This is a genomic window from Paenibacillus mangrovi (assembly GCF_022898935.1).
Lineage (GTDB): Bacteria > Bacillota > Bacilli > Paenibacillales > Paenibacillaceae > Paenibacillus_AQ > Paenibacillus_AQ mangrovi.
Map to the genome: position 1 here is coordinate 310,185 of NZ_JALIRP010000008.1, position 15,289 is coordinate 325,473.

At 49.4% G+C, this 15,289-nt stretch carries 11 protein-coding genes, 14 tRNA genes, 2 rRNA genes and 1 pseudogene; 6 read left to right on the forward strand and 22 right to left on the reverse strand.

The window, feature by feature from the left end:
* Positions 1-54 precede the first annotated feature (54 nt).
* The gene (locus MUG84_RS20205; RefSeq protein ID WP_244728207.1) at positions 55-3,075 is read right to left on the reverse strand and encodes a glycoside hydrolase family 2 TIM barrel-domain containing protein; all 3,021 of its coding nucleotides are present in this window, start codon (positions 3,073-3,075) and stop codon (positions 55-57) included.
* Between the two features lie 249 nt (positions 3,076-3,324).
* On the opposite strand from MUG84_RS20205, the gene MUG84_RS20210 reads away from it, so the two are divergent.
* From MUG84_RS20210 to MUG84_RS20225, 4 genes are all read left to right on the forward strand, one after another.
* Complete coding sequence (locus tag MUG84_RS20210) at positions 3,325-3,939, forward strand: chromate transporter (protein WP_244728209.1); 615 nt, start codon at positions 3,325-3,327, stop codon at positions 3,937-3,939.
* 75 nt (positions 3,940-4,014) lie between these two features.
* Complete coding sequence (locus MUG84_RS20215; protein WP_244728211.1) at positions 4,015-4,548, forward strand: chromate transporter; 534 nt, start codon at positions 4,015-4,017, stop codon at positions 4,546-4,548.
* A complete protein-coding gene (locus tag MUG84_RS20220; protein WP_244728213.1) occupies positions 4,541-5,767 on the forward strand; it encodes an ROK family protein in 1,227 nt (408 codons plus the stop codon). Before MUG84_RS20215 ends, MUG84_RS20220 begins: the two co-directional genes overlap by 8 nt.
* 254 nt (positions 5,768-6,021) lie before the next feature.
* Entirely contained in the window at positions 6,022-6,891 is an 870-nt protein-coding gene (locus MUG84_RS20225; protein ID WP_244728269.1) for a formylglycine-generating enzyme family protein, read from the forward strand.
* A 56-nt stretch (positions 6,892-6,947) separates the two neighbouring features.
* Here MUG84_RS20225 and rnhA read toward each other — a convergent pair whose 3' ends face one another.
* Positions 6,948-7,607 carry a ribonuclease H gene (gene rnhA, locus MUG84_RS20230; RefSeq protein ID WP_244728216.1) on the reverse strand — a complete coding sequence of 220 codons (660 nt, stop codon included), beginning with the start codon at positions 7,605-7,607 and terminating at the stop codon, positions 6,948-6,950.
* A 126-nt stretch (positions 7,608-7,733) separates the two neighbouring features.
* Positions 7,734-8,201, reverse strand: a complete 468-nt coding sequence (locus tag MUG84_RS20235) for an acyl-CoA thioesterase (RefSeq protein WP_244728218.1) — start codon at positions 8,199-8,201, stop codon at positions 7,734-7,736.
* 237 nt (positions 8,202-8,438) lie between these two features.
* Here MUG84_RS20235 and MUG84_RS20240 point away from each other — a divergent pair, with 237 nt between their 5' ends.
* The gene (locus MUG84_RS20240) at positions 8,439-9,575 is read left to right on the forward strand and encodes a phosphodiester glycosidase family protein (protein WP_244728272.1); all 1,137 of its coding nucleotides are present in this window, start codon (positions 8,439-8,441) and stop codon (positions 9,573-9,575) included.
* 112 nt (positions 9,576-9,687) lie between these two features.
* Here MUG84_RS20240 and wrbA read toward each other — a convergent pair whose 3' ends face one another.
* Both wrbA and MUG84_RS20250 read right to left on the reverse strand, forming a co-directional pair.
* Positions 9,688-10,308, reverse strand: coding sequence for an NAD(P)H:quinone oxidoreductase (gene wrbA / locus MUG84_RS20245; RefSeq protein ID WP_244728220.1), 621 nt, complete (start codon positions 10,306-10,308; stop codon positions 9,688-9,690).
* 185 nt (positions 10,309-10,493) lie between these two features.
* Complete coding sequence (locus MUG84_RS20250; protein WP_244728222.1) at positions 10,494-11,690, reverse strand: Gfo/Idh/MocA family protein; 1,197 nt, start codon at positions 11,688-11,690, stop codon at positions 10,494-10,496.
* Positions 11,691-12,143: 453 nt separating this feature from the next.
* Between MUG84_RS20250 and MUG84_RS27675 the strand changes: the two are divergent.
* Positions 12,144-12,254 (forward strand): annotated as a pseudogene (locus tag MUG84_RS27675) (YmaF family protein); the annotation flags it as partial.
* 316 nt (positions 12,255-12,570) lie between these two features.
* Here the strand turns inward: MUG84_RS27675 and MUG84_RS20260 are convergent.
* The 17 genes from MUG84_RS20260 to MUG84_RS20340 all read right to left on the reverse strand — a co-directional run.
* Positions 12,571-12,693: a YjcZ family sporulation protein gene (locus tag MUG84_RS20260; protein ID WP_244728224.1), complete on the reverse strand. Its 123-nt coding sequence runs from the start codon at positions 12,691-12,693 to the stop codon at positions 12,571-12,573.
* Positions 12,694-13,231: 538 nt separating this feature from the next.
* Positions 13,232-13,302: transfer RNA gene (locus MUG84_RS20265), tRNA-Gly, on the reverse strand.
* A 23-nt stretch (positions 13,303-13,325) separates the two neighbouring features.
* Positions 13,326-13,399: transfer RNA gene (locus MUG84_RS20270), tRNA-Pro, on the reverse strand.
* 21 nt (positions 13,400-13,420) lie between these two features.
* Positions 13,421-13,495, reverse strand: a tRNA-Gly gene (locus tag MUG84_RS20275).
* Positions 13,496-13,501: 6 nt separating this feature from the next.
* A tRNA-Leu gene (locus MUG84_RS20280) sits at positions 13,502-13,585 on the reverse strand.
* 15 nt (positions 13,586-13,600) lie between these two features.
* Positions 13,601-13,676 (reverse strand) — tRNA-Lys (locus MUG84_RS20285).
* Positions 13,677-13,693: 17 nt separating this feature from the next.
* Positions 13,694-13,768: transfer RNA gene (locus tag MUG84_RS20290), tRNA-Gln, on the reverse strand.
* A gap of 9 nt (positions 13,769-13,777) precedes the next feature.
* Positions 13,778-13,853, reverse strand: a tRNA-His gene (locus tag MUG84_RS20295).
* Between the two features lie 12 nt (positions 13,854-13,865).
* Positions 13,866-13,941 (reverse strand) — tRNA-Thr (locus tag MUG84_RS20300).
* Positions 13,942-13,991: 50 nt separating this feature from the next.
* A tRNA-Asp gene (locus tag MUG84_RS20305) sits at positions 13,992-14,068 on the reverse strand.
* Between the two features lie 29 nt (positions 14,069-14,097).
* Positions 14,098-14,171, reverse strand: a tRNA-Met gene (locus MUG84_RS20310).
* A gap of 20 nt (positions 14,172-14,191) precedes the next feature.
* Positions 14,192-14,267, reverse strand: a tRNA-Val gene (locus tag MUG84_RS20315).
* 136 nt (positions 14,268-14,403) lie between these two features.
* Positions 14,404-14,478: transfer RNA gene (locus tag MUG84_RS20320), tRNA-Glu, on the reverse strand.
* A 22-nt stretch (positions 14,479-14,500) separates the two neighbouring features.
* Positions 14,501-14,592, reverse strand: a tRNA-Ser gene (locus MUG84_RS20325).
* A 5-nt stretch (positions 14,593-14,597) separates the two neighbouring features.
* A tRNA-Asn gene (locus MUG84_RS20330) sits at positions 14,598-14,673 on the reverse strand.
* 59 nt (positions 14,674-14,732) lie between these two features.
* Positions 14,733-14,849 (reverse strand): 5S ribosomal RNA (rrf, locus tag MUG84_RS20335).
* A 215-nt stretch (positions 14,850-15,064) separates the two neighbouring features.
* A 23S ribosomal RNA gene (locus MUG84_RS20340) occupies positions 15,065-15,289 on the reverse strand; the annotation flags it as partial.

Genomic DNA, 15,289 nt, shown 5'->3' on the forward strand with positions numbered 1-15,289 from the left:
GTGCAAAAAACGGCTCCTGCAAAGGAACCGTTTTTTCTTTCATATATTAGTATCCTACTCGTCTTCTTTATACACAGGACGCAGCTGCATTGCGAATTCGAATTCCTTCTCATCTAGCCGGTATTTCTCCAGCAGTTCCGGACCGCAGGAATTCGATCCGACCCCGCTCATTTTATAATCCAGATGAACGATCGTCTCCTTCCGCTTCACGAGCTCATGCTGATGTCCCGCCTGATCAAGATCCTCAGGCAGATAGTGAGACGCATGGAATGAGTAGGCCTCGCTGCCGGTGAACATCAGTCCCATGCCCAGCTCATTCGTGACGGATGCCCACTCCGTCCCATATCGCGAACCATTCTCCTGCGGCATTACATACGGCTCGAACATATCGTCTACATGGAGCAGGTACTTACCCATCCGTGTACTATGACGCTTGTCGATATAGTTTTCATGCGGACCATAACCGAAGTACTCCACTTCCTCGTTCCCTCGCGGCATGGTCACCTGAAGACCAAAGCGAGGCAGGAACGGCAATCCCTCTCTCACCTTGATTTTAACTGCGACCTCAACTTCACCGGAACCGTCAACCCGCCATATGGCCTGCCCTTTCAGCACCGGATGCTTGATGTACCCACCCATGGAGAACTCGGCGGCGATTTCAAGGTCGTGCTCCGTTTGCTTCCGGATCGAGCATGCATACACCTTCATTCCGGCACGGTGATAGCCCTCTTCCGTCCATCGATGCTTGATGTTGCGGTCATTGTCGGTCGGAGCCCGCCAAATGCTGAAGCCAAGCGGCGAATGAATCATCTCCACACCCTGCTTCGATAGACGGACAAAGGTACCTTTTACCTTATCAAACACATGGCAGAAGTCCATCCCTTCCACCGTAACGAGGTTTCCTTCCTCCCGGATGTCCAGCGGGCGCTGTCTGAGTTCATCCAGCCAAGCCTGCTCTTGATCCGATCCAGCCGTTTTTTTGCCGATTTCAAACTGGGCAAATGCAATCTCATACCCTGCCTCCGCCCACGGTGTTTCTTCTTTCAAGTGAATCGTTATCGTCAGGAAATACCGGCCTTCGTCTACTTTTTGCTTGAATGGCACGATGACTGCTGCCGACTCATGCGGTCCTGCTTCAACAGCCAGTACGCCTTGTTCGATAAGCTCCCCGTCCGCTTCCAGCTTCCAGGTGAAAGAAAGATGGCTTAAAGTGCTGAAATCGTACAGGTTCGTCACACGGAATTTTCCGGCTTCCAGATCCTCTGCTTCAATGCGGACCGGCGCAATAATCTGTTTCAGCTCCAGCAGTCCGGTATGAGGAACACGGTCTGGTGAAACCAGGCCGTCGATGCAGAAATTGCTGTCATTCGGCTGATCTCCGAAATCGCCCCCGTATCCGAAATACTCGGTCCCCCCATTTGTTTGAACGCGGATCCCGTGATCATTCCATTCCCAGACGCAGCCGCCCATCAGGTTCGGATATTGATAGAACAAATCCCAGTATTCCTTCAGATCTCCCGGGCCGTTGCCCATAGCATGGCTATATTCGCACAAAAATAGCGGCTTGCTGCGGCTCTCATCTGCACCATATTCCTCCACGTAAGCCAGAGAAGGATACATTTCGCTCTCGATATCCAGGTCCTCCGTATCCGCATCGCCTTCGTATCTCTTCGCTGCTCCTTCGTAATGCACAAGACGCGAATCATCGCGCTTTTGCGCCCACTTGGCCATGGCGATATGGTTGGCTCCATATCCCGATTCGTTGCCGAGCGACCACATGATGACAGAAGCATGGTTCTTGTCCCGCTCCACCATCCGCTCCACGCGGTCCACAAAAGCCTTCTCCCAGGCCGGATCCCGTGTCAGCTGATGGAAATCTCCAGATACCGCCAATCCGTGGCATTCCAGATCCGATTCATCCACCACATAAAAGCCGAACCGGTCGCACAGCTCAAGGAAACGCGGATCATTCGGGTAGTGGGAGGTACGCACCGTATTGATATTGTGCCGCTTCATCAGCATGAGATCCTGAATCATATGATTCAGGGGCACGGTCTGTCCAAGATCCGGATGGGAATCATGCCGGTTGACCCCTTTCAGCTTGACCGCCTGCCCGTTGATCTTAAATATGCCCTTCTCCACGGAGACCGTCCGGAATCCGACCGGAAAATGAATGACCTCCTGCCCATCGCTCAAATACAACTCGTACAGATAAGGATTCTCCGCATTCCATAAAGTCGGATTTGCCAGGTTCAGTGTAAGCACTGCCTGTCCATGCGCTTGCACTTGTCCAACCGCACATACGCTGCCCTTCGCATCTTGCAGCTCTGCTTTGATCGTAAGCGGGCCGGTTGTGTCCAGCTCACAGCGGAGAACGCCGTCGGCATGATCACCGGAAAGCTCCGGTTTAACAAAAACATCGCGAACATGCGACGGATCCCTGCCGAGTAAGTACACGTCCCGGAAAATCCCCGAGAACCGCCATAAATCCTGATCCTCCAAATAGGTTCCATCACACCATTTCAGCACCATGACCGCCATCCGGTTCACGCCCGGCTGCACAAACGGGGTAATATCAAATTCGGCAGGAATCCGGCTTCCCTGGCTGTAGCCGACAAATCGGCCGTTCACCCATATATAAAAGCAGGAATTGACCCCTTCAAACACCGTATAGGTCTGCTTGCCATTCCACGAATCCGCAATCCGGAAATCGCGCACGTACAATCCGGCCGGGTTTTCATCTGGCACATATGGTGGATCGCAAGGGATCGGGTAATTCACGTTGGTATAATGAAGCTGGTCATAGCCCTCGGTCTGCCAGCAGGAAGGCACTAACAAATCGCCCCAGCCAGAAGCATCGAAATGAGACTCGTAAAAGGGTTCCGTGATGTTATGTACATTGCTGTAATATTTAAACTTCCAGCCGCCATTCAGCGTCCGATAAAACGGAGATCTAGATCTTTTGCCTGTTTTTGCCGATACTGCGTCCGCATAAGGAATGTAATAAGCCCGCGGTTGTTGCCGGTTTACTTGAAGGGTTTGCGTATTTTCCCAATATTTCTCCAAACTTAGCATGTCATCAGCTCCTTTAATGTTATCCTAGCAAATTGGAATGGAGCCGGGAAGCTCCATTTTTGAGAACTTCTACATCTATTTCCTAACCCCCAATTTGATAAAAAGAGAATTGAATAATTGGATTTTTCCACCTGTAAAAGTATGAATATTTAATAATTCACCTATTTTTTTATTTCTTTATTCCAAAATGAAATTAAGTGAGATATACTGATTCTTGAAGTCATACAGTACGAAGCGAAAGAAGGAAAAATGATGCTGGAACTTCATAATGAAAATAAGCTTAGCTTAAGCGCCAAGCTATTTGTATCTTTTCTGAAAATAGGACCAACCACCTTTGGAGGTGGCTATGCCATCCTTCCGGTGATTGATAAAGAATTAACGGAACACCGCAAGTGGCTCTCCCCCAAGGAAATGAGTGAGATTACCGCGCTTTCTGGTGCGGCTCCCGGCGGAATCGGCGTCAACGTGGCCGCGCTTGCAGGATACCGCATTGCCGGCATTCCGGGTCTGCTCTCCGCCGTTATCGGCATTTCCATGCCAACCATTCTCATCATGCTGATCCTGTGCGCCGCAGCCTCAGGCTTCAGCGACAACCGCTATGTACAGGCCGCACTTCATGGCATTAAACCTACGGTCGTTGCCCTCATCGTATATGCAGCGATAAGAATGAGAAAGCAGGCACTCCACAATCCGGTAACCTGGGGCGTTTCCGCTACCTGCCTGATTTTACTTCTCTTTTTTCCGGTTCAGCCTTTGTTTGTTCTTGGCATCGGCATTGTCATTGGCCTCGTAGCCGAAGCCGTCTACACCTCCAAAAGTTCGAGCGGCAAAAAGAAGGAGCAGGGCCGGTACCACTCAATGTAGCCTCGACCTATAAGATGCACTCACAACCGTTCAGGGTTTATATCAAATCCTCATTCGCAGAAAAGAGGTTAAGTCATGCTTGAGCTGTTTTGGACTTTTTTTAAAATTGGATTTATGTCTTTCGGAGGCGGCTATGCCATGCTTCCCGTCATTGAGCACGCGGCTCTGAAGGAAGGCTGGATGACGGCGCAGCAGTATACAGAGGCTATCGCGGTGGCGGGAATGGCTCCCGGACCGGTAGCGATGAACATCGCCGTATATGTCGGGTATACCGCAGACGGATGGATCGGCAGCCTGATTGCCTCGCTGGGTATCGTTTTGCCATCAGCGATTATTATGTTTCTCGTTGCTACGATTTTTTACCGTGTGTATGATAATCATTGGGTGCAGGCTGCGCTGAGCGGCATGAAGCCGGCCGTCATCGCTTTGATTGCCTACGCCGCTTATACCATGACCATACATTCCGGCTTTATTACAGGTTTGTCCATAAGCACCTTTGCCAGCATCGCAATCTTTGTGGCCGCAATGATCGCCATGATCCGTTTTCGCTTGCATCCGCTGGCAATGATTTTGGTATCAGGGATTGTGGGGATTGTTATATATGCTTAACGAAAAAAAACAGCGCATCGACGCTGAAAAACGCATTCCTTCGCCGAAAGCAAAGGAGCTGTTCCACGACATCCGCCGCAAGCAGGAGATCGGCAAAAACGACTTGCTTGTCTCAAGCGGCCTGACCGTAAGCACGCTCACCCGGGTATTGGAAGAGCTTGTCGGCATCGGGATCATCTCCGAAAGCGGACTTGGAGCTTCTACCGGAGGACGTCGTCCCATCTTGTATCAGGTCAAGGCGGATTACGGCTATGCTTTCGGCTTGGATATTTCACGGGTGATATCCCGGTTGGTGCTGCTGGATCTGGCAGGCAACAAGCTTGATTCCACAGAATGGCGCATGACCGAAGAGACCACGCCCGTATGTTTTATGCAACAGGTCACCGTACAGGTAGAGGAATGGATGGATAAGCATCGTATCTCTTTTGAACAGGTGATTGGCATGGGTGTTGGCGCGGTCGGGCCGCTAAACCGGGAAGCCGGTGTGATCGAGGAGCCCGAATGGTTTGCCGCTCCAGGCTGGAACCATGTACCGGCCGTGCAGATGCTGGAGGATCGTCTAGGTTTCCCCGTTATCCTGGATAACGGGGCCAACACGGCGCTGATTGCCGAATCATGGGCGAACCGGACCAAGAATTTCCGTCATATGCTTTATGTTCACGCAGGTACCGGTCTACGGCTTGGCATGATGACGGATAACAAGCTGATCCACGGCGCCGTCGATATGGAAGGCTCCTTCGGACAGATGATCATCCAGGCGGACGGTCTCCCTTACCGTACGGCGCAGGGTAACTATGGCGCGCTGGATACCTACGCTTCGGTGTATGCCATTGAGCGGGAGGTAAACTCCAGGCTGCGGCTCGGCCGAAGCAGCGTTTTGCACCAGATGCTGAGGCCCGGGGAACCCGCCAAATTTCCGGATATCATGAAGGCGCTGAAGGCTATGGATTCGATGGTCACGGAAATCGTGACGCAGGCTGCGACGTATTTTGGCATCGGTCTGGCCAATTTGCTGAACATTCTGAATCCTGAGAAAGTGATTTTGGGCGGCCCGCTGATGACTGACTCCAACCTGTTTTTTTACACCGCCACCCAAACCGCGATACGCAAAACCTATCATTATCCCAAATATCAGGTTATTTTCAGCAAGGGCTCCTACGGCGAAGAGGCTATAGCCATCGGTGCCGCGCAGCTTATGCTGAGTCAGCTTACCGTTTAATCTTTCATACAGCCATTTTTTAACCAAGAGAGGAGTGTAACGCCGTGCCAGCTGAATTCAAATTTGATATACCGGCAAGCAGGTCTGAGCATGATACATCCCCGGACAAAGTACCTTCCTGCTGTGCAGCTAGGCGAATGGCCGCCCAAGCTTCATCCGGTTGCGGAACCCCATCCATGGAGCATGAACACAAGCTGCCTGAGCGTATCGATACTGCATCTGTTCCGGAAGCAAAAATAGAAGCAGCAGATGCAATGAAGCGACCCGAAACATCCTCATGGCCAGTCATTCCGGAAGGCATCTATATACTCGGTACCAATGATGGCGAAGGCTTCCCCTCCGATGCTGAAGGACCGGCAAGGCCGGTTCACGTAAAATCGTTCCGCATCTCGCCTTATACCGTAACTAATGCTGAATATGCCGCTTTCGTTGCCGCAACAGGATACGTCACCGAGGCGGAACGCTTCGGCTGGTCCTATGTTTTTCATCTGCTGATCCCCGATCTAGAGCGTGTCAGCATTGTCGGTTCTCCGCAGCAGACACCGTGGTGGCATGGTGTTGAAGGCGCCTATTGGCGCGTACCGGAAGGCCCGGGCAGCAGCGTGGATGACCGCATGAATCATCCGGTTGTGCATGTGTCTTGGAATGATGCCCAGGCATACTGCGAATGGGCGGGTGTACGCCTACCGACCGAAATAGAATGGGAAGCGGCTTCCCGCGGCGGTCTGGAAGGCAAACGTTATCCTTGGGGAGACGTTCTGCGCCCGGATGGCGAACATCGCTGCAACATTTGGCAGGGCGTGTTTCCGACGAAAAATCACGCGAGTGACGGCTACCTTGGGACCGCACCGGTGGATGCCTACAAGCCAAACGGCTACGGGCTCTACAACGTCTCCGGCAACGTGTGGGAATGGTGCGCCGACTGGTTTACGCAGAATCCGGACAAGCGCGGATCATCCGAGCAGCCGCAGGGTCCTGCAGAAGGCGTTTCTCGCCTCATGAAGGGCGGCTCCTATCTGTGCCATCAATCTTACTGCAACCGTTATCGCGTCGCTGCCCGCAGCAGTAACACGCCAGACAGCTCCACAGGTAATATCGGTTTTCGCATGGCTGTTGACATCTAGATATAGGATGAGCCGGCGTACCATGTACGTCGGCTCTCTGTCTCTCTATCCCCCTATTATTTCCGCCCAAAATCCGCTTTGATTTCTCCCCATTTCTCCGTGTTCCACTTGAGGATCTTGTTCTCATACTTGTTGTTCTGCAGCCACTCCACCGCACGGTCGGTCAGCTCCCAAATCTTGCGTGTGGACTCGTTTCGGACAAGCGTCGTCGCCGGCTTTTTGTTTCTAACCCAGGCGAGAGCCGTTCTCGAATCGGAATAGATCGTTTTGCTGCTGCCCAGCTTCTTCAGATATGCCAAGCCGTGCACAATCGCAATGAATTCACCCAGATTGTTGGTTCCGTTCTCGACCGGCCCGACGTAAAACAGAATCTCTCCCGTTTGTGTATCTACCCCCTTGTACTCCACCGGTCCGGGATTGCCTCGAGTGCCGACGTCAACGGAGATGCTGTCATAAATAATCTCTTCCTGATCCGCTGATTCAGATTTCTTGCCGGCAAATTTGTTGCTTCCTGTTCCTTTGGAGGATGAGGATTTGCCCTGCCCCCAGTTTCCCTTCCATCCGCCTTTAAAAGCCGCCTCGGCTTCGGTGCGGGATTCATAGGATTTATATTTTGCGTCCGTATAACCGTTCACCTGCGCCTGGCACTCAGGCCATGAGGTGTAGACTCCCGGTTTTTTCCCTTCCCATACCACGTAGAACTTGGATTTCGCCATATGTAAAACTCCTTAAGTGAAAATAGACTGCAATGTTTAGAAGATTGAGATTTTGCCTTTAGTATCTTCTCACAAAAAAACACCTGCTGCAAACAGGTGCCTTCGCCTGAATCCCATGAGAACTTCTTAGAGCCCGTTTAATCCTTCCTTCTCAAAAGCGGCGATCACCTCGCAGACCTCTTCCGTGATCGGCGTGCTCTTCCCGCTTGCCGTATCGATCAGTACGATTGCCCCGCGCCCGGCTGCCTTCAGCTGCTCTTCCACCACAACGGCATATTCCACGTCCAGGGAGGATCTGCCTATCGAAGCCACCCGCACATGAAGATTCACCTTGTCGCTCCGGTACATTTGCGCCAGGTACTGGCATTCCAAATCCGCGACAACTGCCACCTTTTCACCGCCGAACATTGAGCCAAAGAGGCCCAGATTCTCAAAATATTCAATGCGGCCCTGCTCAAAATACATAAAATAACTAACGTTATTCACATGTCCCAGCATATCTGTCTCACAGTAACGCACTTTGATTGGGGTGGAATAATGGAATTTTTTCAACCAGTTCGCAGGATCGGGTTTAATGAAGCTTTCTTTTTTCATTATCTAGTCTCCTCGTTTCCATCTTTCCTCTTACTTGATGACATTATAGCAAAAAATCCCATGCAATCCAGCACTTATCGCAACGACATCCCCCTCTTGTTGATGTTACATTTTATTAGTTCTTTGTACCCCGGCAAGAGATAAAAGTCCCACCCCCCCCTTCAACTTAAGAAGGATTTTTCCGATATTACAATAGCAGGAATAAATCACACAATAAGGGGAATATCCGCCAAAATGATGAAAAAATCAATCGCATTACTATTTCTCGTATTCATGTTGTTAATGCCTTCAGCCTTCGCGGCCGCACCTCCCAAAAACATGGTCATCATGGATGCCAAGAGCAATCATTCCTTTGTATCCGTCCGTTTCGTGAACGGGTTCGACGGTAGCAGCATCGAGTGGGATGAAGCCTCCAAACGCATTGGAATTACTCATGGTAGTGTACATATCGCAATGACCCTAGGACAAAAATCGGCACTCGTGAACGATAAGGCTGTTACTCTGCAGGATGCGCCATTTAGGGACAACGGATCCATCTATGTACCGCTACAAATCTTAAGCAAGGAGCTTGGATACAAGCTGGAGTGGCTGAAGACGAGCAATGCGGTGAAGATTTCCACAGAGAAGGCTTCCTCCGTTCTCCCTGTGGTCACACGTACTGCCGGTCAAGCGCTCCCCAATCCAGTTGTCAGCGAAAAGAAAACCTTTAAAGTGGGCGGCAAGTCCTTTAACGTACAGATGGTGACCGTTTCTCTTATGCATCCGCAGGTTCAGATGGACGTGGTGCTTGCCGGCAATACCCCGGGGATGGTCGAAGATCTCAGCAGCATCGCCAAACGCAGCGGAGCAACCGTCGCTATTAACGGGACCTTCTTTGACGCTTATACGACGGGCAGCTATAAGGCTCCTTATGGCTATATCCTGAGCAAAGGCGCTATCAAAATGGCAAGCTCCGGAGATCAGAGAGTCATTTTCACCTATGATGAAAACCAGCTTGCAAGCCTGATCTCAGGCGCGGATTTCCAAGGCAAGTATAATCAGGGTCTTATTGAAGGTGGGCTGCAGGCAGGACCGCGCCTGATCGTCGACGGCAAAGTATCGCTGAACGTGAAACAGGAAGGCTTCAAGGATCCGAAGATTCTGACAGGCGGGGGCGCACGCAGCGCTCTTGGCATTACCAAGGACCATAAACTCATTCTTCTGACAACCGGAGGAGCGACCATTCCACAGCTGGCAGAAATCATGCGGGAAGCAGGTGCCTACCAGGCAATGAATTTGGACGGGGGCGCATCAAGCGGACTGTATTATAACGGCAAATACTTGACAACCCCTGGCCGCAAAATCAGCAATGCCATCGTCATTAAGGTGCAATAAGTATACACCGTCCGAAGTAAAGGACGTCATTTATACTCGGACAAACATAAAGACTGGGCTCTGAAGACATCATCGATGCTTCGAGTCCAGTCTTTTATCGTTGTCACGAAAATTAGTTGTTTGCGTTAAGTCCTTTTTTGACCCAGTCTGCTACGGTTACCGTACGCTTAGCCTGATGAACGACTGCACCTTTCACGTCCTCAACCATTTTGCCGTCTTGACCCACCGTCACGGAAGTACCGTAAGGGTTGCCGCCTGCTCCGAAAATAGAAGGATCTGTGAAGCCCGGTGCAGCCACAATTGCTCCCCAGTGGTACATGGTCGTGTAGAGGGAAAGAATAGTTGCTTCCTGACCTCCATGAGGGTTTTGTGCAGAAGACATGGCGCTAACGACCTTGTTTGCAAGCTTCCCTTGGAACCAAAGTCCGCCTGTCAGATCGAGAAACTGTTTCATTTGAACCGGCATGTTGCCGAAGCGGGTAGGAACACTGAAAATAATAGCGTCTGCCCATTCCAGATCAGCCAGTGTCACTTCGGGAACATCCTTCGTGGCTTCATAGTTGGCTTTCCAAGCTGGATTAGAGTTAATGGCTGCTTGAGGTGCTGTTTCTGCCACTTTCAGAACCTTAGCCTCGGATCCGGCCTCTTGGGCTCCTTCTGCAGCCCATTGTGCGAGCTGGTAGTTTGTACCACCGGAGCTGTAGTAAATAATGGCTGTTTTCACATTAGACATCTTCAATTTCCCCCTATAATGATTCATTTTATGGTTAACATGAGTTTTTCCTATTCTGCTATGTTTGATCATGAATTATACTTTGTTAACACTAAAGACCGATCTCTCACTTATTGGGGACGCAAAAAAGCTGACAAGCAATCGCTTATCAGCCTTTTATTCATAAGTGCGTTATAGGATTTGATTTAACGGGTCATCCATTTGCCGTTTGTAAAGTCTGGAATAGCCACCGGATGTCCTCCGAGGGCGATCGATTCCTCCGATAATGTGGAAATACACATCCACGAAGCCATGTCATACACGTCCAGCGGTGTTTGCGTTCCATGTTTCACGCTTTCAAAAAAGTCCTTGAACACAAGCCAATCCATGCCTCCATGACCTCCTTTGACACCTTCCTCGATATATTTTTTCCAAAGCGGATGGTCATACTGTTCTCTGAACTGCTCTACATTGCCCCACTGCTCTTTCCAGTCCGCATGAAAATCAACGTGCGTGCCGTCCAGATAGATCGACTGGTTGTCCTCCGTATACATACCATTTGTTCCGCGTACGGTGAATCCCCGGGAATAATAACGCGGCAGCGTAGTATCCAGTGTGATGGTGATCGTTTCCCCATGCGCGCATTTGATGATGGTAGTAACGATATCACCCTGCATAAAATCGGTTTGAGCGAGTTCGGCATCCTCACCTTTAGCCTTGCGGAGATAAGCCTGCATCCCCTTGGCCTTCGAAGCCATCGATACCAGCGACACCATACGGTTGCCATGATTAATGTTCAAAATACGTGCGATCGGGCCAATCTCATGCGTCGGATAATTCTCACAGTTACGATGAATGTAGTTGCTTAAGCGGTAGTGCCTGTTTTCTTTGCCAAAAGCAATCTCTTCTCTCAAATCATGTTGATAGCCGCCGGCGCAGTGGACAATCTCACCGAGAACTCCCTGCTTCACCATATTCAGCACCATCATTTCATCTCGTCCGTAACAGCAATTCTCCATAATCATGCACGGTACACGGGTACGCTCATAAGCTTCTACGAGTTTCCAGCATTCCTGCACCGAATAGGCTCCGCCTACCTCACAGGCCGCATAAATCCCTGCTTCCATTGCAGCGATGGCAATTTCCGTATGATCAGCCCAGGAAGCACCGATGACCACGGCATCGATATTGCCCATCGCCATCACTTCGCGATAATCGCATGTCGCCAGCGGACGGGAAATGCCCGTTTCCTCCACTCTGTGCGCCGCCTGATCGCAGCGATCCTGATACAAATCACATACAGCCACAACCTCTACATCATCCATATGTAAGATAATACCCTGTAACAGCCCCATACCACGGGCACCCAAACCAATCATACCAACTCTGATTTTGTTTTTCATCGCAGCCTCCTGGGAAAATATCTTTTCAGTTAATGTTCGCCTGATTTCCGCAATATGTCAATATTCATATTTTTACCTGAGCGCTCAGAAATTGATATCTAATAGAAAATACATCAAATATTGAAGTAAATTCTTCTTTATTGTCGTATTTGATCCGCTACTCTAGCCAAATCTTAATACATGCATAAAGAGTGGTGAAGCGGTCTTTAGATTTTCTCTTAGTCAGCGACGTTCTTGAGCCTACTTTTTGAAGGAAATAATTTTAAAGCATATTGGAATCAAGCAAATGCAATATGTTGGTACCAATGTGGGTTGAATTGGTTATTACAGCTCGCTAATAACATGAAAATTGGATATTGGAGGGTGATTTTAATTGGAAATACCAGTAACAGGTTTTGTCGTTCATTCTAATGATCCTGGTTTGGAGCATTCTCACGTCCTTTTTATTACCTCTTGCCAAATGGAGGACATTATCATTGCTTTGAAGGCTGCACAACAGTAAACGGAAGAATTCCACACTCACATAGATATAGAGGAAACACTGGGAATGAGGAATGTGTTTAGATAAATTAAATAACTTATAGCATAGTTTCGGACTTATAATCCAAGATTATAAAAATATGAATTTTAACAAATTCATTTATCCATACGATTTTAGTGAACGCTCATAATATAAACTAATCTTACAGTTCTCGTACTCTTCATCTTACTTGCGATTATCCCAAAACCTAGGGATTTTAAATAGCAAAGACCCTGCTAGTACTCTGCCAGCAGGGTCTTCAGTATTTCTGGCTTTTTAGTAATAATGTGTATGAGATTAGCCCAGGCAAAACAGACCCTGCCAGCACAATACTGGCAGGGCCTCTAAAATGCTAATTAATTAAAACAAAATGGATCTAGTAATAATAACCAGCAAGATGAACAGAACTAAGATAAATGCCGTACTTTTGCCTAATCCATATCCATAACCATAGCCAACGCCAACTCCTACAACTTCACTCATTCCTTAACACCCCCTTGATTTAAAATACATTGTATCTTATGAAAAAATCAGAATTTGGTAAGGGCAATAGTATAAATAGGATGTTTTTGGACTTAGTTACTTATGCTAGATTATTTGCTTCGGCTAATCACAATGGCTAAGCCGTCTCATAGCAGCTACAGTAAATCGGTCCGTAAAGAACCTTTGAGAAATATTTACCGCAAAAAATAACGGCCTATGAACTGCGGGTCCATTAAGGAACACACAGATTCACAAGCCGTAATTGTTTGTTTGGCAACTCGAAACCAGTCTGATTATTCTCTGCAACATTTCTGAATAGGATTGGCTGATCATCTTATTCGCCTGATGTTTGTTCGGATTTCCCTTTATATTTCGCGATTCTTATACGCCCTAGCTGGAACAGGCGGAAATACCTCCGATAACAGGATCAGGGCAGATCCAAGGAAGATATTGATTTGCCCGTCCCTCAATCGTTTGTAAAAATGGAACAAAGAAAAAACCCTTGCAAAGCAAGGGTTTCAGGTGATTCATATTATTAAGCGGGTGATGGGAATCGAACCCACGCTACCAGCTTGGAAGGCTGGAGTTCTACCATTGAACTACACCCGCATATGCAGAATTTAATTAAAATATCGGGATGACACGATTTGAACATGCGACCCCCTGGTCCCAAACCAGGTGCTCTACCAAGCTGAGCTACATCCCGATGCAATGTAATACAGTTAAATGGAGCGGACGACGGGAATCGAACCCGCGACCCTCGCCTTGGCAAGGCGATGCTCTACCGCTGAGCCACGTCCGCATATCATGGTGCGCGTGGAGGGACTTGAACCCCCACGTCAAAGACGCTAGATCCTAAGTCTAGTGCGTCTGCCAATTCCGCCACACGCGCACACTTTTAAAGAACTGGTGAGCCATGAAGGACTCGAACCTTCGACACCCTGATTAAAAGTCAGGTGCTCTACCAACTGAGCTAATGGCTCTTAATTTTGAGGTAAACTGGCTGGGGATATAGGATTCGAACCTATGCATGACGGAGTCAAAGTCCGTTGCCTTACCGCTTGGCTAATCCCCAACAGTTAAATGGGGCGATCGAGGGGACTTGAACCCCCGAGTGCCGGAGCCACAATCCGGTGCGTTAACCCCTTCGCCACGACCGCCATATGAAAATCTGGTGCCGGCGAGAGGACTTGAACCCCCAACCTACTGATTACAAGTCAGTTGCTCTACCAATTGAGCTACACCGGCGAAGTGTAATTTTTATAAGATGGGATTCTCATCCCTGGAGCTAATATGAATGGCGGAACCGACGGGATTCGAACCCGCGATCTCCTGCGTGACAGGCAGGCATGTTAGGCCTCTACACCACGGTTCCACAGAGGCACTTTCTCAAATAGAAAGTAATTGCGGGGGCAGGATTTGAACCTGCGGCCTTCGGGTTATGAGCCCGACGAGCTACCGGGCTGCTCCACCCCGCGTCAGTAATAAAAAGTATATATGGTGGAGGCTGAGGGGATCGAACCCCCGACCCTCTGCTTGTAAGGCAGATGCTCTCCCAGCTGAGCTAAGCCTCCATATAAATGGGTTTTAAAGAAATTGTGACCCGTAGGGGATACTCTCACTTCGTTCGAGACTGCGAAGCAGTGCTACCGAAGTATATGCTCCGACGAACCCTTTTGGGTTCTCATCCCCAATCGAAGCTAAGTAATATGGTGACCCGTAGGGGATTCGAACCCCTGTTACCTCCGTGAAAGGGAGGTGTCTTAACCCCTTGACCAACGGGCCTCAATATGTAGGAAATGAATGCTGGCGGAGAGAGAGGGATTCGAACCCTCGAGACGCTTTTGGCGCCTACACGATTTCCAATCGTGCTCCTTCGGCCAGCTCGGACACCTCTCCACATGTGGCTCCCCGAACAGGACTCGAACCTGTGACAACTCGATTAACAGTCGAGTGCTCTACCAACTGAGCTATCAGGGAACATTAACGATAAATAAATGTAAGGATTGGGCAAAAAAAATACCACAAAAGTGGTTTCCGCTTGGCGGCGTCCTACTCTCCCAGGACCCTTCGGTCCAAGTACCATCGGCGCTGGAGGGCTTAACGGTCGTGTTCGGGATGGGTACGTGTGGAACCCCTCCGCCATCGCCACCAAACGGAGCATTCTTTGCAAAATGCTTATATTCAGGATCCAGCATCGCCAAATGCTGAAAGCCAATTTTCCATTCCAAAGCTGCTAGAGCTTCGAAAAGCTTTATTGACTCCCTGAAAACTAGATACGAAACGATTTGCTTGTTTTAGAATTTGTTTTCGAAGCTGCTTCGATGCAAAGCGTAACGCTTCCGAAGCCAGTTCTTCTTCGAAAAACTTTTAGGATAAGCCCTCGACCGATTAGTATTGGTCAGCTCCATGCATTGCTGCACTTCCACCTCCAACCTATCTACCTCGTCGTCTTCAAGGGGTCTTACTAATTGGGAAATCTCATCTTGAGGGGGGCTTCACGCTTAGATGCTTTCAGCGCTTATCCCTTCCGTACGTAGCTACCCAGCCATGCTCCTGGCGGAACAACTGGTGCACCAGCGGTACGTCCATCCCG

Bases quoted from the DNA above. Each gene is read 5' to 3' on its own strand.
- MUG84_RS20205 (WP_244728207.1), bottom strand. From the start codon at position 3,075: ATGCTAAGTTTGGAGAAATATTGGGAAAATACGCAAACCCTTCAAGTA.
- MUG84_RS20210 (WP_244728209.1), top strand. From the start codon at position 3,325: ATGATGCTGGAACTTCATAATGAAAATAAGCTTAGCTTAAGCGCCAAG.
- MUG84_RS20215 (WP_244728211.1), top strand. From the start codon at position 4,015: ATGCTTGAGCTGTTTTGGACTTTTTTTAAAATTGGATTTATGTCTTTC.
- MUG84_RS20220 (WP_244728213.1), top strand. From the start codon at position 4,541: ATGCTTAACGAAAAAAAACAGCGCATCGACGCTGAAAAACGCATTCCT.
- MUG84_RS20225 (WP_244728269.1), top strand. From the start codon at position 6,022: ATGAAGCGACCCGAAACATCCTCATGGCCAGTCATTCCGGAAGGCATC.
- rnhA (WP_244728216.1), bottom strand. From the start codon at position 7,607: ATGGCGAAATCCAAGTTCTACGTGGTATGGGAAGGGAAAAAACCGGGA.
- MUG84_RS20235 (WP_244728218.1), bottom strand. From the start codon at position 8,201: ATGAAAAAAGAAAGCTTCATTAAACCCGATCCTGCGAACTGGTTGAAA.
- MUG84_RS20240 (WP_244728272.1), top strand. From the start codon at position 8,439: ATGAAAAAATCAATCGCATTACTATTTCTCGTATTCATGTTGTTAATG.
- wrbA (WP_244728220.1), bottom strand. From the start codon at position 10,308: ATGTCTAATGTGAAAACAGCCATTATTTACTACAGCTCCGGTGGTACA.
- MUG84_RS20250 (WP_244728222.1), bottom strand. From the start codon at position 11,690: ATGAAAAACAAAATCAGAGTTGGTATGATTGGTTTGGGTGCCCGTGGT.
- MUG84_RS20260 (WP_244728224.1), bottom strand. From the start codon at position 12,693: ATGAGTGAAGTTGTAGGAGTTGGCGTTGGCTATGGTTATGGATATGGA.